This is a genomic window from Burkholderia sp. Ac-20344 (assembly GCF_017104975.1).
In the GTDB taxonomy this organism is placed as follows: Bacteria; Pseudomonadota; Gammaproteobacteria; order Burkholderiales; family Burkholderiaceae; genus Burkholderia.
The window spans coordinates 1-17,486 of the sequence record NZ_JAAGPP010000027.1 but is presented as its reverse complement, the minus strand read 5'-3'; the positions used below and the strand labels follow the sequence as shown (position 1 = coordinate 17,486).

10 protein-coding genes and 1 pseudogene are annotated in these 17,486 nt (G+C 64.7%); 4 read left to right on the top strand and 7 right to left on the bottom strand.

Annotation, left to right across the window (positions count from 1 at the left end; translation table 11 throughout):
- Positions 1-52: 52 nt before the first annotated feature.
- The 7 genes from glgX to G3N64_RS11815 form a co-directional block, all read right to left on the bottom strand.
- A complete protein-coding gene (gene glgX / locus G3N64_RS11845) occupies positions 53-2,113 on the bottom strand; it encodes a glycogen debranching protein GlgX (RefSeq protein ID WP_241020908.1) in 2,061 nt (686 codons plus the stop codon).
- A gap of 4 nt (positions 2,114-2,117) precedes the next feature.
- Positions 2,118-4,286, bottom strand: a complete 2,169-nt coding sequence (gene glgB / locus G3N64_RS11840) for a 1,4-alpha-glucan branching protein GlgB (RefSeq protein ID WP_205784120.1) — start codon at positions 4,284-4,286, stop codon at positions 2,118-2,120.
- Between the two features lie 113 nt (positions 4,287-4,399).
- Complete coding sequence (locus G3N64_RS11835; RefSeq protein ID WP_205784119.1) at positions 4,400-6,025, bottom strand: alpha-glucosidase; 1,626 nt, start codon at positions 6,023-6,025, stop codon at positions 4,400-4,402.
- Positions 6,026-6,048: 23 nt separating this feature from the next.
- Positions 6,049-6,960 carry a carbohydrate kinase gene (locus tag G3N64_RS11830; RefSeq protein ID WP_205784118.1) on the bottom strand — a complete coding sequence of 304 codons (912 nt, stop codon included), beginning with the start codon at positions 6,958-6,960 and terminating at the stop codon, positions 6,049-6,051.
- A gap of 134 nt (positions 6,961-7,094) precedes the next feature.
- A complete protein-coding gene (locus G3N64_RS11825) occupies positions 7,095-8,039 on the bottom strand; it encodes an ABC transporter substrate-binding protein (RefSeq protein WP_205784117.1) in 945 nt (314 codons plus the stop codon).
- Positions 8,040-8,130: 91 nt separating this feature from the next.
- Positions 8,131-9,159 (bottom strand): ribose ABC transporter permease, encoded by a 1,029-nt coding sequence (locus G3N64_RS11820; protein ID WP_205784116.1) that lies wholly within the window; start codon positions 9,157-9,159, stop codon positions 8,131-8,133.
- A 28-nt stretch (positions 9,160-9,187) separates the two neighbouring features.
- On the bottom strand, positions 9,188-10,756 hold the full coding sequence (locus tag G3N64_RS11815; protein WP_205784115.1) for a sugar ABC transporter ATP-binding protein: 1,569 nt from the start codon (positions 10,754-10,756) through the stop codon (positions 9,188-9,190).
- A 1,057-nt stretch (positions 10,757-11,813) separates the two neighbouring features.
- Here G3N64_RS11815 and aspA point away from each other — a divergent pair.
- From aspA to G3N64_RS11795, 4 genes and pseudogenes are all read left to right on the top strand, one after another.
- Positions 11,814-13,235 (top strand): aspartate ammonia-lyase, encoded by a 1,422-nt coding sequence (gene aspA, locus G3N64_RS11810; protein ID WP_205784156.1) that lies wholly within the window; start codon positions 11,814-11,816, stop codon positions 13,233-13,235.
- Positions 13,236-13,391: 156 nt separating this feature from the next.
- Positions 13,392-15,290, top strand: coding sequence for a phosphate acyltransferase (locus G3N64_RS11805; RefSeq protein WP_205784114.1), 1,899 nt, complete (start codon positions 13,392-13,394; stop codon positions 15,288-15,290).
- Positions 15,291-15,738: 448 nt separating this feature from the next.
- Entirely contained in the window at positions 15,739-17,229 is a 1,491-nt protein-coding gene (ansP, locus tag G3N64_RS11800; protein ID WP_205784113.1) for an L-asparagine permease, read from the top strand.
- Between the two features lie 65 nt (positions 17,230-17,294).
- Positions 17,295-17,486, top strand: a pseudogene (locus G3N64_RS11795) (circularly permuted type 2 ATP-grasp protein); the annotation flags it as partial.

Genomic DNA, 17,486 nt, shown 5'->3' with positions numbered 1-17,486 from the left:
AGCGGCTCCGAAGCGCTTTCGGAACGTCGCATCGGGAAATTGCCGTCCGCTTTCAGTGCACCGGCACGGTCAGCAGGACCGCATGCGCCGGCACGGTGACGCGCCCGTCGAACGTGCGCGGCGGGGCCGCGGGCTCGGCACTGTCCAGCAGTGCGCGCCAGGTGCCGGGCGGCAACCGGAACTCGACCGGCTCGGCAGCGGCATTGACGAGCAGCAGGCATGGGTCGCCGTCGTCCGCGCCGGCCAGCCTGATCCCGACACTGCGGCGCGTGTGGTCGGCCCAGTCGGGCGTGGTCATCGAGGTGCCGTCGGGCTTGAGCCACGCGAGATCGGATTCGCCATCGGCGCGTGGCGTGCCGTCGTACCAGGTCGGGTGACGCAACGCACCGAAGCGCTTTCGCAGTGCGAGCAGCGTGCCGACGTATTCGGCCAGCGCGTGGTCGCCCTGCGTCCAGTCGAGCCAGCTCGTCGCGTTGTCCTGGCAATAGCCATTGTTGTTGCCGTGCTGCGTGTGACCGATCTCGTCGCCCGCGAGCAGCATCGGCGTGCCTTGCGAAAACACCAGCGTGGCCAGCAGCGCGCGTTTCAGGCGCGCGCGCAGCGTGCGGACGGTTGTGTCGCCGGTCGGGCCTTCCACGCCGCAATTCCAGCTGAAATTGTGCGCATGGCCGTCGCGGTTGCCCTCGCCATTGGCTTCGTTGTGCTTGAGGTCGTAACTGACCAGATCCTGAAGCGTGAACCCGTCGTGTGCCGTGATGAAGTTCACGCTCGCGCCAGGTACCCGCGTGCCGTATCGAAACAGGTCGCTGGAGCCCGCGAAGCGCGTCGCGAATTCGCCGAGCGACGTGTTGCCGCGCAGCCAGAAATCGCGCATCGCATCGCGATAGCAGTCGTTCCATTCGAGCCATTCGTCAGGGAAGTGGCCGAGCTGATAGCCGTCGGGCCCGAGATCCCACGGTTCGGCAATGAGCTTGACGCGCGCGAGCACGGGATCCTGCCGGATCGCCGCGAACAGCGTGGCATGCGTCGAGAAGTCGCGCGCGCCGCGGCCCAGCAGCGGCGCGAGGTCGAACCGGAAGCCGTCGACGTGCATGTCCGTGACCCAGTAGCGCAGCGAATCCATGACGAGTTGAAGCACGCGGGGCTCGGACAGATCGAGACTATTGCCGCAGCCGGTCCAGTTTTCGTAAAGCGCCGGATTGTCGGGCCGGAGCCGGTAGTAAAGCGCGTTGTCGATGCCGCGCAAGCTCAGCGTCGGCCCGTGCTCGTCGGTTTCGGCGGTGTGGTTGTACACGACGTCGAGTACGACCTCGATGCCGCGTGCATGGAGCGCCTTGACCATGTCGCGGAATTCGCTGATGGGCGTGGTGCCGGCCCGGCCGGACCAGTAGCGCGATTCCGGCGCAAAGAATGCAATGCTCGAATAGCCCCAGTAGTTCGAAAGCCCGGCATGCTGGAGCCGCGCTTCGTCCGCGCGGTGATGCACGGGAAGCAGGCTGACGGTCGTGATGCCGAGCGACTGCAGGTAGTCGAGCGAGGCCGCGCTCGCGACGCCGGCGTAGCTGCCGCGCATGCGCTTGGGTACGTCCGGGTGCAGTTGCGTGAACCCCTTGACGTGCATCTCGTACAGCACCGTTTCGGCGAGCGGTACGCGTGGCGGCGCGTCGCTTCCCCAGCTGTAGGGCTCGTGCACGACCCGGGCCTTGAGTGCGATGGCGCCATTGTCGAGCGGATCGGCCCGGCTCGCGTCGGTGGCGCACGCGCCGAGGAACGCGGGCTCGCCGCGATAGCGACCGACCACGCTGCGTGCGTACGGGTCGAGCAGCACCTTGTCCGGATTGAAACGATGGCCGGCATCCGGCGCATGGGGCCCGGCGACGCGATAGCCATAGACGAGCCCCGGCTCGGCCGTCTCGAGATAGCCGTGCCAGACATCGTGCGTGCGACCCGGCAGCGCCACGCGCATGTGTTCCCGGCAACCTTCCGGATCGAACACACACAGCTCGACCGCTTCGGCATGCGGGGCCACCAGCGCGAAGTTGACCCCGCAGCCATCCCAGTGCGCGCCAAGCGGGTAGGGCACGCCGGGCGTCAGAATATCGACGACTTGCATGGCGTCATCCTTCGAGTTTCAGCATGATCGTCGCGAGCGGCGGAACGACGAGACTGAGCGAGCAGTCCCGTCCATGCGACGCGATCGCCTCGGTATGGCACTCGCCGTTGCCGACACCGCTGCCGCCGTAGCACACGGCGTCGCTGTTGACGATCTCGCGATAGCGTCCCGGCTGCGGCGCGCCGATTCGGTACGCATGTCTCGGCACCGGCGTGAAGTTGCAGATCACCAGCACGCATTCGCCGTCGGCGGCTTTCCGGACGAACGAGAACACGGAGTTGTCGCGATCGTCGGCGGCAATCCATTCGAAGCCGTGCGCGTCGAAATCGACCTCATGCAGCGCCGGCTCGCGCCGCAGCACCGCGTTCAGGTCGCGCACGAACTGCTGCACGCCGCGATGCAATGGATACTGGAGCAAGTGCCAATCGAGGCTCGCGTTCGCGTTCCACTCGGACGACTGCGCGAACTCGCCGCCCATGAACAGCAGCTTGGCGCCGGGATGCCCCCACATGAAACCGTAGTACGCGCGCAGGTTCGCGAAGCGCTGCCATTCGTCGCCGGGCATCCTGGACAGGAGCGAGCCCTTGCCGTGCACGACCTCGTCGTGCGACAGCGGCAGCACGAAGTTCTCGCTGAATGCGTACAACAGGCCGAACGTGAGCTTGTCGTGGTGGTGCTTGCGATGCACCGGATCCTCGCGCAGGTAGCGCAGCGTGTCGTTCATCCAGCCCATGTTCCACTTGTAATGGAAGCCGAGGCCGCCCATTTCGAGTGGGCGCGACACGTTCGGAAAGCTGGTCGACTCCTCCGCCATCGTCACCGCCTCGGGGCGCTCGGCACACACGATCCCGTTCATCCTGCGCAGGAAGTCGATGGCTTCGAGGTTTTCGCGCCCGCCGAAATGGTTGGGAATCCATTGATCCTGCGGACGGCTGTAGTCGCGATACAGCATCGATGCCACCGCATCGACCCGCAGCCCGTCCACGCCGAAGCGTTCGATCCAGAACAGGGCGTTGCCGATGAGATAGTTCGCGACTTCGCGGCGGCCGTAGTTGTAGATCAGCGTGTGCCAGTCATGGTGATAGCCTTCGCGCGGATCCGCATGCTCGTACAGGCACGTGCCGTCGAAGCGGGCGAGGCCGTGCGAATCGGTCGGGAAATGGCCCGGCACCCAGTCCACGAGCACGCCAATGCCGTGTGCGTGCGCCGTGTCGACGAGATGCCGGAAATCGTCGGGCGTGCCGAAGCGCGAGGTGGGCGCATAGAGACCGGTCGGTTGATAGCCCCACGAACCGTCGAACGGATGCTCGTTCACCGGCATCAGTTCGATGTGGGTGAAGCCCATCTCCTTCACGTACGGAATCAGCTGATCGGCCAGCTCCCGGTAACCGAGCCATCGGTCCTGCTGTTCGGGCATACGGCGCCACGAGCCGAGATGGACCTCGTAGATGCTCATTGGCGCGGCCAGCGCGTTGGCACGCTGCCGTGCGGGATCGCTCGGGCGGGCAGGCGGCAGGCCATGGATGACCGACGCGGTGCCGGGACGCATCTCGGCGCGAAACGCGAACGGGTCGGCCTTGAGCAGCGTCTCGCCGTCGCGGGTCCTGATTTCGAATTTGTACAGGTCGCCGACGGCCACATGCGGCACGAAGATCTCCCACACGCCGCATTCGCGGCGCAGCCGCATCATGTGGCGACGGCCATCCCAGTTGTTGAAATTGCCGACCACCGAGACGCGGCGCGCGTTCGGCGCCCAGACGGCGAAGCGCACGCCGGCCACGTCGTCGATTTCGGCCGGATGCGCGCCGAGCGTTTCGTACGGCCGATGGTGGGTGCCTTCTGCCAGCAGCCACGCGTCCAGCTCGCCGACCAGCGGTGCAAAACGATAGCTGTCCTCGATATCCTGCTCGTGCGGACCCCAGTCGACGCGCAGCCGATACGCGAACGGCCGCCGCCGGCGCGGCACCACGCCGGCGAACAGCGCCGTGCCGTCGACACGCTCGAGTCTCGCCAGATTGCGATCGCTTGCGCGGTCGACCACGCTGACCGCAACCGCGTCCGGCAGGAAGGCGCGCACGGTCACCCGACCATCGACCAGGTGCATCCCGAGCAACGCGAACGGATCGTCATGGTCGCCTGCGATCAGCCTCGCGACAGTTTCCCTTTCCAGCATTCCATTCCCCATGTGTTCCTGCATGACTTCATTCGTCCGGGCGCCTTCCGTTGCGCGGGCAACGGCGGCGCCGTCGAGTGCGGTGAGCGGCCGCAGCCGGGCGGGCGCGCGGCTCACGGTACGTGTGCGCCGATCCATCCGGCGCGCGGCATCAGTTCCAGGCAATCGCCGGTCAGTTCGGCACCTGACAGGCCGTGCCCTGCGACGGCTTCGGCGCGTGTTCCGTCCGGCAAGATCCAGCTCTGGTGCGTCGTGCCGAGATTGAAGGCAAGCAGGTAGCGGGCGTCGCCGAGCGTACGCTCGAACACGAGAATCGGTTCCGGCGCCGGGATGAAGCGGATATCGCCGTCGCGCAGTGCCGGATGCCGCTTTCGCCACGCCAGGAACTCGCGAAAGAACGTCAGGACCGATTCCACGTCACGGTCCTGGTGGTCCACCGCGGCGGCCAGGTGTTCCGGCGGCAGCGGCAGCCACGGCTCGACCGGCGAGAAGCCCCCGAACGGTGCGTTGGCCTGCCACGGCATCGGCGTGCGGCAGCCGTCGCGCCCCTTGTATTCCGGCCAGAACGTGATGCCGTAAGGATCTTGCAGGCGTTCGAACGGAATGTCGGCTTCCGTCAGTGCGAGCTCTTCGCCCTGGTAGACGCAGACGCTGCCGCGCAGCGTCGCGAGCATCGCAAGCACCATCCTGGCGAGTTGTGGCGACGCGTCGCCGTTGCCCCAGCGGGTCATGACACGCGGCACATCGTGATTGCCGGCCGACCAGCAGGCCCAGCCGAGGCCGCCGTGCTGGGCGAGCTTGGTCTCCATGCGCTCGACCGTGTCCCGCACGTGTGCGGCGGTGAATTCCGGCGTCAGCAGGTTGAAGCTGTAGGCCATGTGCAGCTTGTCGCCGCCAGCCGTGTAGTGCGCCATGGTCGTGAGCGCGTCGTCGTCGCCGACTTCCCCGACGCTCGCGGCGCCGTATTCGTCCAGCAGGCTGCGCAGCCGCGCGAGGAACGCGAGATTTTCCGGCTGCGTCTTGTCGTAGCGATGTTGCTGCATGCCATAGGGATTCTCCGGCGGCACGATGAACGTGCCTTGCGCGGCCGCGGGCGGGTTGTCCCGCAGTTGCCGGTCGTGGAAATGGAAGTTGCACGCGTCGAAGCGAAAACCGTCGACGCCGCGTTCTAGCCAGAAGCGGACGTTGTCGAGGATCTGGTTCTGGACCGCGGCACAGTGGAAATCGAGATCCGGCTGGCTCGCGAGAAAGTTGTGCAGGTAGTACTGCCGGCGGCGCGGCTCCCACTGCCACGCCGAGCCGCCGAACACGGATTGCCAGTTGTTCGGCGGTGTGCCGTCCGGGCGCGGATCGGCCCACACATACCAGTCGGCATGCGGGTTGTCCCGGCTGCTGCGGCTCGCGACGAACCACGGGTGTTGATCCGACGAGTGGCTCAGCACCTGGTCGATCATGACCTTCAGGCCGAGCGCATGCGCTTTCCCGATCAGACGGTCGAAATCGTCGAGGGTGCCGAAGATGGGATCGACATCGCAGTAGTCCGACACGTCATAGCCGAAATCCTTCATCGGCGAGCGGAAGAACGGCGAAATCCAGATCGCATCCACGCCGAGCGAGTGGATATAGTCGAGCTTGCCGACCAGGCCCGGCAAGTCGCCCAGGCCGTCGCCGTTGCTGTCGGCAAAGCTGCGCGGATACACCTGATAGATGACCCCGCCGCGCCACCATTGATTGGACATATGCGATTCTCCTTGTCGTTTTGTCAGGCGTGCAGTTTCGCGTCGACCTCGTCGGGCGTGGGCGCATACGCACCGTGCCGTGCACAGGTCAGCGACGCGCACGCGGCGGCGAACCGCAGATGGTCCATCGCCGGCGCATCCGGTCGTGTCAGCAGGCTCGCGATCCAGCCGCCCATGCTGGCGTCGCCACACCCCACGGTATCGGCCACGGCAGTCGCGAACGCCGCCTGGAACAGGGTGCCGTCCGGCTCGAGCAACTGCATGCCGTCGCTACCACGCGTGACGAGAATGGCGGCCTCGGGTGCCCATGCACGGAGTTGCGCGAGCGCGTCGGCTTCGTCCAGCGCCGGAAACAGCCCGCGCAAGTCTTCGTCGGACACCTTGATGTAGTGCGCGAGCCCCGCCATTTCACGCAGCGTGGCCCGATAGGCGGGCCCCGCCATCACGTCGCGATAGTTCGGGTCGAACGAAATGCATTTGCCTGCGGCATCGGCGGCGGCGGCGACCTCCAGCAGATGCGCCGCGAGCGGTTGCCGAACGAGGCCGAGCGACCCGAAGTGGACGATCTGCGCCGCTTCCATCCAGCCTGCCGGCAGCGTTTGGGCGTCGAACGCGAGATCGGCACTGTTGTCGCCGACGAAAAAGTACGCCGGCGGCGATTTCGACGTCACCATGGCGAGGAGCGGCGAGCGTTCGACCTGGCGCATGAAGCGCATGTCGAGCCCGGCCTCCCGGCTCGACGCGGCGAGGGTGTCGCCGAACACGTCGCGGCTGACGGTGCCGGCAAAGCCGGTCGGCACGCCCAGACGCGCCGCAACGCGGGACACGTTCCAGCAGGAGCCGCCCGCGGCGGCGCGCCAGCGTCCGTCGCTTTCAAGGATGAAATCGGTCAACGCTTCGCCGAAGACGACGAGGCGGGGGAGGTTGTTCGTCATGTCGATTCCGTATGGGACCACCGGATCAGGGCGGCGCGGCACGGCGCACGCTCGCCTGCGTCGCCCGCGAATGGGCGGCGCAGGCAGCGGACAGGCGGGCAGCGGACCGGATCCTGATGCGCTTGTGTGCTCACTCAGCGTGGCGAGGTCCAGCCCTTGTAGCTCTTCGCGTTGTCGCGCGTGATCAGTGTCGGCTCGATCAGGATCATCGGGTTGGCCGGCTTCTGGCCGTTCATGATCCCGTAGCCGACGTTGACGGCCTGCTGCGCCATCGCCCACGGATCCTGGCTCGACGATGCCTGCACGAGCGTGTTGCTCGTGAGCGCGGTCTCGATGTCGGGCGCGCCGTCGACCGACGTGATCACGATGCCCGTGCGGTTGAGCTGCTTCGCTGCGAGATCGCTGCCGACGGCCTGTGGATCGTTGATCGCGAACACGCCGTCGAGCTTCGGAAAGCGCGTCAGGTAGCCCTGCATCACGTTCATGCCGCCTTCGCGCGAGCCCTTGCCGTCCTGGTCGCTCGACAGCAGCTTGATGCCGGGGTTCTTCGCGAGCACGGCCTTGCAGCCGTTCACGCGATCGATCACGGCCGACACCTGCGGGCCGTTCTCGATGATCACGTTGCCCTTGCCGTTCAGCCGCTTCGCGAGGAAGTCGCACGCGAGCTCGCCGGCCTTCACGTTGTTGGTCTGCACGGTCGCATTCGCGCCGGCCGCTGCGACATCGACCGCGACGACCGTGATGCCGGCTGCCTGTGCCTTCCGCACGGCGGGCTCGACCGCCTTGGGATCGGCGGCGTTGAGCAGGATGATGTCGACATGGGCGGAGATGAAGTTGTCGATCTGCGTGAACTGCTTGTTCAGGTCGTAGTCGGCCGATACCGCCGTGACTTTCGCGTTCGGATTGATCTGCTTCGCACGCGCCTCGGCGCCTTTCGCGATCGTGACGAAGTAAGGATTGCCGAGCGAGCCGACGGTGATGCCGATCGACTTCAACGGTTTGTCGGCGGCATGCGCGGCGGCGGCCGAGAGGGCGAGGGCGCAGGCGATACCGGTCAGGACGGCTTTAGGGTTGAACATGGCGTTGTTTCCGTGAAGGGTGTGATGAAATGGAGCGCCGCGCGATCCGCCGCCGCCCCGGTTCGTATCGGACGTCGTTCAGGTACGGGCTTCAGGTACGGGCCGAGCCGCGCTGGCGGTAGCGGTCGAGCGCCACCGCGCCGATGATCACGAGGCCCTTGATGATGTATTGCCAGATGTCGGACACGCCGAGCAGCACGAGGCCGTTGGTCAGCACCGCGATGATCAGTGCACCGATCAGCGTGCCGACGATCGAGCCGACGCCGCCGACGAAGCTGGTGCCGCCGAGGATCACCGCGGCGATCGCGTCGAGTTCGTACGACTGGCCGAGCTGCAGGCCGTTGGCCGCATAGAGCCGCGCGGCCGACATCACGGCGCCGAGGCCGGCGAGCAGGCCCGACGCGGCGTAGACGAAGAGCTGGATCAAGCGCACGTTGATGCCGGACAGGCGTGCGGCTTCCGGGTTGCCGCCCACCGCGTAGATCCGCATGCCGAGCACCGTGCGGCGCAGGATGAACCACGAGGCGACGATCACCGCGCCGGCGATCACGACGAGCCACGGCACGCCGAGGATCGAACCGTTGCCGATGAACGCGAACGGCAGTTGCGGATTGAAGATCGTCGTGTCGTTGCCGATCAGGCGGGCGATGCCGCGCACGGCAGTCAGTGCGCCGAGCGTGACGATGAACGGCGGCAGGCGCAGCAGCGCGATCAGGCCGCCGTTGATCACACCGAACGCGAGGCCGACCGCGAGTGCCGCCGGCACGCCGAGCCAGCCCCAGTTCGGCAGGTTCGACGCGAGCAGCGCGGTGACCGCGGCGGCGGCGAGTATCGAGCCGACCGACAGGTCGATACCGCCCGTCAGGATCACGAAGGTCATGCCGGCGGCGAGCACGATGTTGATCGACGCCTGCTGCGTGACGATCGACAGGTTCTGCAGCGTGAAGAAGCCGTCGGTCAGGAAGCCGAAGCCGATGCACAGGAGCAGCAGTACCGGCAGCATGCCGGCCGTGCGAACGAGGCTCTGCATGCGTTGCTGGCGCGCGGCAGCCTGGTGTTGTCGAGGCTGCTTCGACGTTTGCGGGGCCGATGCGATCGGCCCTTTGCTTGTGTTGCTCATGTTCTCCTCCGTTTAGTGTGGAATCTCGTCATGCCGCCGGTTGCGCGGCGTCGCTCGCTGCCGGGTGCGATCCGGTCGCGAATCCGATCACGCCTTCCTGGGTAATGGCGTTGCCGGTATGTCCACCGAGTTCGCCGACGAATTCGCCTTCGCGCATCACGAGTACGCGGTCCGCTACCCCGATCACTTCGGGCAATTCGCTCGAAATGACGATCACGCCGACGCCGGAACGCGCCAGTTCGTTGATGATTCGGTAGATCTCGGATTTCGCGCCGATGTCGACGCCGCGGGTCGGCTCGTCGAGGATCAGCACACGTGGCTTCGTCTCGAGCAGGCGCGACAGCAGCACCTTCTGCTGATTGCCGCCCGACAGCGCACCGGCATTGACTTTTGCGTGCGGCACGCGGATCGACAGCGACGCGATGGCGTCACGCGCGCGTCGCGCACCTTCGACGAGATCGAGCACGCCGCCGCGGCGAGCATCGCGATTGCAGACCGACACGTTGATATTGTTGTGGACGCTCATGTCGAGAAACAGGCCGAGGCGCTTGCGGTCCTCGGTCAGGTAGACGAGGCCCGCATCGATGGCTTCCCGCGGCGTACGCATCGCCAGCGGCTGCCCGGCAATCGCAATCTCGCCGCGCGTGCGCGGCTCGGCGCCAAAGATCAGGCGGGCGAGCTCGGTGCGTCCGGCCCCGACCAGCCCGGCGATGCCCAGGACTTCGCCTGCGTGCAGGTCGAAGCTGCAGCCGCGCACGCGCTTCTCGTCGGCGATGTCGCGCACGGACAGCACGACGTTGCCGGGGTCGTATGCGGTGTGTTCTTTCTTGTAGAAGCCGGACAGGTCGCGTCCGACCATCATCTGCACGAGACTGTCGGCGGAGAGCGCATCGCGCTCCAGCGTGCCGACGTAGGTGCCGTCACGCAGCACCGACACACGATCGGACAGTTCATATATCTCGGCCATCCGGTGGCTGATGTAGATGATCGCGAGGCCTTCCGCGCGCAGTTGCCGGATCAGTTCGAACAGTCGGTCGGTCTCGCGCGACGACAAGGGCGTCGTGGGCTCGTCCATCACGAGGATGCGAGCACGAGCGTGAACCGCGCGTGCAATCTCGACGAGCTGCTGCTCGGCGATCGACAGCGTGTCCACCACCGTGCCCGGGCCAAACGAGGCGCCCAGGCGTGTCAGCACGGCTTCGCAGCCGCGTTCCATTGCGGCGCGGTCGATGGTCCGGAAGCCGCGGCCGGGTTGCCGCAACTCGCGGCCGACGTAGATGTTCTCCGCGACCGTCAGGTTCGGCGCAAGGCTGAGTTCCTGATAGATCACCGCGATTCCGAGCGCGCGCGCGGCGAGCGGACCGTCGATGACCGACGGTGTGCCATCGACGAGAATTTCGCCGCCCGGATCGGCCTGGTACGCGCCGGAAAGAATCTTCATCAACGTCGACTTGCCGGCGCCGTTTTCCCCCATCAGCGAGTGGATCTCGCCGGCCCTGACCGACAGGCACACGTTGTCGAGGGCGCGAACCCCCGGAAAGGTCTTGCTGATGCCGCGCATTTCCAGCAATGCGGGCCTGGATACCGATTGGGTCATGACTTGTCTCGCTCCGTTGTTCTGATGTTGTCGTGATCGTCAGCGTCTGACGCAAAGGCCGTCAGCGCCGCGGGTGGGGATGCGCGGATGCGGGTGGACGTATCGGACGCGTGCGGGCCGGCGCGTGTGCGCCAGCGCGGCCGGACGGGCGCGGGTTGTCGTCGCGCGCGTCTACCGAAGCGAACATGTGCGGCCGTCGATCGCACGGGCGTTGCATCACGCGAGTGTCGATCTGGCCGATGGGCGTCGTACGACTGCCCCGAACCTGATGGTGCGTCAATCGTCTCCTCCAGTTGGAGTTCTTCCGATTAATTAAATCACGGTGATTTATTTAATCGTGAATGGAATGAGACTTCAAGTCTAGGGAAAGCTCTAGTCGTGAATATGGATCCTTAGGAAGACGATGAAAGGTTTTGCATTCGACAGCGCACTGCAGACACCGAAGTGATGTTTTTTTTGCGACTACTCATGAGAGCCGGGCACGGGTGCGCGGCGACGGGGATCGCCGAGAGGCTTGTGGCGTGGATGTTTGCGGCGGGTGCCCGTGTCGTCCGAGCGAGCGGATGACGATGGCGAGGGCAGTGCACAGCTTGCCCCGGAGTCGATGATGTGTCGCTGTACGGTTGGAATCTCCGCCAGTTCACCGCCGGTCTTATGCACGGATCGATTATGGGTCAGTCGAAAATAGCATGGGCGTCGTCGCCCAAACTCAGTGCCGTGCGTTGGATTGACGACAAGGCGATCGATTGGTTTGCGGTTCCTCGTTGACGTGCGATGAGGACGGGGGGGCGGCGTGACCGGCGAGTCATGCCGACGGGTTTCGCACACCGATGCGGGCGTCACTTCACTTCACTTCACTTCTGCGCACTCGACCGGCACCGGATGGTCGGATCGGCCTCGAGGCCGAATGCGCCCGCGGTCAGGTCACGCTGTCGAAGAATTCGGCTGCCTTTGCACGATTTGCTGCGTCCTTATTCCGATTGCGCATAGTGCTCGCTCGATCGAAATTCGGCTGGTTAGTCTCGGGACACCAGTGATCGTCGAAAGCGGAGGAAAAATGTCAGCGTTGCCAACGAGAACGGAGCACGATCTGCTGGGCGACTGCGAAGTGCCGTCCAGTGCGTATTACGGCGTTCATACATATAGAGCAGTCGCCAATTTCCCGATTACCTCCACGCCGATTTCGATCTATCCCGACCTGATCAACGCGCTCGCGTTCATCAAGGAGGCGGCTGCGCTGGCGAATCATCAACTGGAACTTCTTGACGATGCACGCTGCGATGCAATCGTCGATGCGTGTCGGGACGTGCGAACCGGCGCGCTGCACGACCAGTTCGTGGTCGATGTGATCCAGGGCGGCGCCGGGACGTCGACGAACATGAACGCGAACGAAGTCATCGCGAACCGGGCGCTCGAGCGCCTCGGATACGAGCGTGGGGACTACCAGCACCTGCATCCGAACGATCACGTGAATATCGGGCAGAGCACGAACGACGTCTACCCTTCGGCCTTGCGAATCGCTGCCTATCTCGGCATCCGCGAACTGATCGACGCGATGGGGGTGCTGCGCGAAGCGTTCGAGGAAAAGGCAGAAGCGTTTGCCGATGTGCTCAAGATGGGGCGCACGCAGTTGCAGGACGCCGTGCCGATGACGCTCGGCCAGGAGTTCGGTACCTACGCCGTGATGCTTGGCGAGGATCAGGAGCGGCTCGCCGAGGCAGTCCTGCTGATCTGCGAGATCAACATGGGGGCGACGGCAATCGGCACCGGAATCACCGCACATCCCGACTATGCGCCGCTCGTGCTCGCCCGGCTCGTCGAGCTGACCGGCATTCCGCTCGTCACTGCGCCGAATCTGATCGAAGCGACACAAGACTGTGGTGCATTCGTTCAACTGTCGGGTGTGCTGAAACGCGTGGCGGTCAAGCTCTCGAAGATCTGCAATGACCTTCGGCTCCTGTCGAGCGGCCCGCGAGCGGGCTTGGGCGAGATCAACCTGCCGCCGGTTCAGGCCGGATCGAGCATCATGCCCGGCAAGGTCAATCCGGTCATCCCGGAGGTCGTGAACCAGGTGGCATTCGAAGTCATTGGCAATGATCTGACCGTCAGCTTTGCAGCGGAGGCCGGGCAGCTTCAACTGAACGCTTTCGAACCGATCATTGCGCACAGTCTCTTCAAGAGCGTCACGCACCTGAAGAATGCATGCCTGACGCTGGCGACCCGATGCGTGACGGGGATTACCGCAAATCGTGAGCATTTGCGCGCCACGGTCGAGCATTCGATCGGGATCGTCACCGCGCTCAATCCTTATATCGGCTATGCCAATGCGACATCGATCGCCCAGGAGGCACACGCCACTGGCGGCAGCGTAGCGGCGATCGTGCTGGCGCGCGGGCTGTTGTCGAAGGAGCAGCTCGACGAGATTTTGCGTCCCGAGCAGTTGACCAGACCGACCAAGGTGCCCACCGGGCACGCTTGACCGGAAAAGTACGGGCCGGCGGCCCTCGCCATCACCGAAGTTCGATTATCGATTATCCGCAACGGGCATCGTGCATATCGGTCGGGACAATGTCCCAATGGGTCGAGCAAGTCTCAACCGGCATGGGCGATGCCTGACAGGGGAAGAGGTGAGGCAATGCTGGAAGGAAGCAACCCGGAGCGCATCCATGCGCCCGATGGCGTCTACATCGGTCAGGCGCGTCGAGACCCGGTCGAGGTGGCTGTTTTTGACGACGAGCAACAGGGTGTCGCGATCGTCGCCGCAGCGGTGATGCTGAACGCGCTTGAATATATCGGCAAGCGCATGAGTGAAGCGAGGCTCGTCTGCTCGGGTACGGGGCCAGGTGCACTCGCCTGTCTCGATCTGGCGGCGAGCCTCGGGCTGCGGCGGGAAAACATCTTTGTCGGCGATGCGACCGGTGTCGTGTACGTCGGCCAAGTGGCGGGAATGGATCCGCGACTGGCGAGATTTGCACGTGGTACCGGGGCGCGCGCGATAGCCGACGTGATGCCGGGCGCCGACATCTTCGTCGGGGCGTCGGCGGGGAATGTGCCGATGGCCGATCTGGTCAAGGTCATGGCAGTCAACCCGATCGTCATCGCGATATCGGACGCGATGCCCGAGGTCACGCCCGAGTCCGTGCTCGCGGTACGGACGGACTCCATCGTCGCGACCCGTCACGCGCGCTATCCGAACCAGATCAGCGGTGCGATGTGCGTGCCGTTCATTGTCCGGGGCGCGCTCGATGCCGGAGCCATGACAGTGAACGACGAGATGAAGCTCGCGGCGGTCCACGCGATCGCATCGCTCGCGCAAGCGGAGATACCGGCGGACGTTGCCGCAATAGAGGATGCGCGTGATTTACGCTTCGGCCCCCGCTACCTGATTCCGAAAGCCTTCGACCGAAGGTTGATCGAGGTGATCGCGCCTGCCGTTGCGAAGGCGGCCGCCGAAAGTGGTGTCGCGCGGCGCCGGATAGCGGATATGGAAGCCTATCGGCGAAGTCTCTCGCAAGTCGGCAGCAGTTCGCGCCCGACGCCGCCGGCGGCGATTGCCGGCCGGCACGCCAACGTGAAGTCGGTGATGTTTGCGGAGGGCGAGGACGAGCGCGTGCTGCACGCTGCCCAGTGCGCGATCGACGAGTCCGTCGCCAGGCCGGTGTTGCTTGGCCGGCCGGACGTGATCGCGGACGTGATTGATCGTTGCCGGCTCGGTCTCGAGCCGGGGGTGAACTGCGAGATCGTCGACCCGCTTGATCCCGATATCCACGACGATGCCGTGACACGCTACTGCATGCTGCGTCGGCATGACGGCATCTCGCCCGTACTGGCGGCAGCCGAGCTGCGCAGTTGCCGCACGCTGCTTGCCGCGGTGCTGCTCACGACCGGGCGCGCAGACGCGATGCTTTGCGGGACGACCGGACGACGAGCGGGTCATCTGATTGCCGTGCGAGACGTGATCGGACGTCGCAAGGGTGTCAACACGCTGGCGGTAATGGAGACCCTCATGTTACCGGAGCGCCCCTTGTTCATCTGCGATGCGCTTGTGAACAGCAATCCCGGTGCCGGGCAAATCGCCGAAATTGCGTGGCTCGGGGTCGATGAAGTGCGCCGCCTGGGAATCTCGCCGCAGGTCATGCTCGTGCCGAGGTTGGGGTCGAGTGCGCGGGACGCGACGTGCGAAAAGACGATGCGCGACGCGCTGGCCCTGATCCATGCGCGCATTTCAAGCATGGCGAGCGGCGAAGGGGAGCCGAGCGGTTCGGCGTTCCCATGCGCAATCTTCGATCAGACGCCCTCGGCGTTGAATTGCGACGCAAGTGCAAACATGCTCGTGATGCATGACGGCGAAATGGCCGACGTCATCCACGATGCGATGCGAATTTCAACGGGACAAGGAATCTCGGCCGGCCAGGTTGTCCTTGGCGCACGGTGGCGTGTTCACATCCTGACGCCGGCGGCGACGATCCGGCAAATCGTCAACGCGACTGCACTTGCCGTGAGTGACGATGTGTCCAATTGGACAGGTTCGTAAAAGGCGAATTCGCGTCGCTCATGCAGCGCGATCGAAGCGCTGCCACTTTCGCCTCGTCGACCTCCGGGGAAGGGGCGAAGCTCCGCGGCCTCTCGATCAGGTTCGAGGCGGTATTTTCTTTCAGTGTGATTGCGGTTCGAAGGGGTCTCGTCGCCCGATTTGTTTTCTATTGATTGGTATAACTACATATATAAATTTTGCGTTGTCGGGAAAGACGTAAAGATCGCTATGCCGGATTTCAAAGTGGACTAGTCGTTTTTTGCATAGGAATTGTGGGGCGAATTTCGGCTGAATAGGCTTCGATCAGCTGTTCCTGCTCGCGACCGTCCACGTGCCTCAATCACGATATGACGGTGCAAATCCAGCTGCATGTGTCTACCTATGATGATAGGAGAAATGGCCGGCGGCTTTAAGAATTGAATTTCGTTGATTACTGGAGGATACAGTCATGGCATCGATTCCCGAACCGTCGCCGACGGGCGAAACCAATCAACGCAGCTGGCTGGAATCCCACGAGGCCGGCTATCACAAGACCCTCGGCAACCGGCAGGTCCAGATGATCGCGATCGGCGGTGCGATCGGCACCGGTCTGTTCCTCGGTGCCGGCGCGCGGCTGCAGGCCGCCGGGCCGTCGCTCGCGTTCGTCTATCTGGTGTGCGGCGTGTTCTCGTTCCTGATCCTGCGCGCACTCGGCGAACTCGTGATGCATCGCCCGAGCAGCGGCAGCTTCGTGTCGTATGCGCGCGAGTTCCTCGGCGAGAAGGCGTCTTTCGTGGCCGGCTGGATGTATTTCCTGAACTGGGCGATGACGGGCATTGTCGACATCACCGCCGTTGCTGTCTACATGCACTACTGGACGCCATTCGCCGGCGTTCCGCAATGGATCTTCGCGTTGATTGCACTGTGTATCGTCGCGACGATGAACCTGATCGGCGTGAAGTGGTTCGCCGAGATGGAGTTCTGGTTCGCGCTGATCAAGGTCGCCGCGATCGTGCTGTTTCTGGTGGTGGGCACCGCGATTCTCGGCACCGGCGGACACGTCGCGGGTCATGACACGGGGATGCACCTGATCACCGACAACGGCGGGTTCTTCCCGCACGGCATGATGCCGGCACTGGTGCTTGTCCAGGGCGTCGTATTCGCGTTCGCTGGCGTCGAACTGGTCGGCACGGCCGCCGGCGAGTGCAAGGATGCGCGCAAGGTGCTGCCGCGGGCGATCAACAGCGTGATCTGGCGTATCGCGCTGTTCTATGTCGCATCGGTGGTGCTGCTCGTGTGCCTGCTGCCGTGGAGCGCGTACAAGGCGGGCCAGAGCCCGTTCGTCACGTTCTTCGGCGCGCTCGGCGTGCCGGGCATCGGCTCGGTGATGAACCTCGTGGTGTTGACGGCGGCGCTGTCGAGCCTCAACTCGGGGCTGTATTCGACCGGGCGCGTGCTGCGCTCGCTCGCGATGGGCGGCTCCGCGCCCGCGGCGCTGTCGCGGATGAGCTCGCAGTCGGTGCCCTATGTCGGCATTCTCGTGACGGTCGCGATCTACGTGGTGGGCGTGCTGCTCAATTATCTCGTGCCGTCGAGCGTGTTCGAGATCGTGCTCAACATTGCGTCGCTTGGCATCATCAGCACGTGGGGTTTCATCATCGTCTGCCAGATGAAGTTCCGCGCGGCCGTCAAACGCGGTGACGTCGACGACGTGCCATTCAAGATGCCTGGCGCACCGGTTACGTCGTGGCTCACGCTGCTGTTCCTGCTCGGCGTGCTGGTGCTGATGGCGTTCGACTATCCGAATGGAACCAGCACCGTGGCGTCGATTCCGGTAGTCGCACTGCTGCTCGTCATCGGCTGGCGTTGGGTGAGCGGCCGCGCACGTCGTGTGCTGCTGAAGCCGACGATTCCGTCGGTCACGCTCACGCAGAACGTGCTCGAAAGGGATGACAACTAATACGACACGAGCGGTATCCGGAACCACGAAGGTGACCGCTGCACGCGACAAAAGAGAAAAATTCCATGGCACCGTTTGACGAAATGCTGACGGGCGATCAGGTTCGCCCACCCTACTCGCGAGTCAAGTCGTGGCTCGACGCGCAGAATCCTGCAAGCCTCGCCCAGAAAGCCCACGACGCGGAGGGCGTGTTCCGCAAGACGGGCATCACGTTCGCCGTCTACGGCGACGCGGAGGCCGCCGAGCGGCTGATTCCG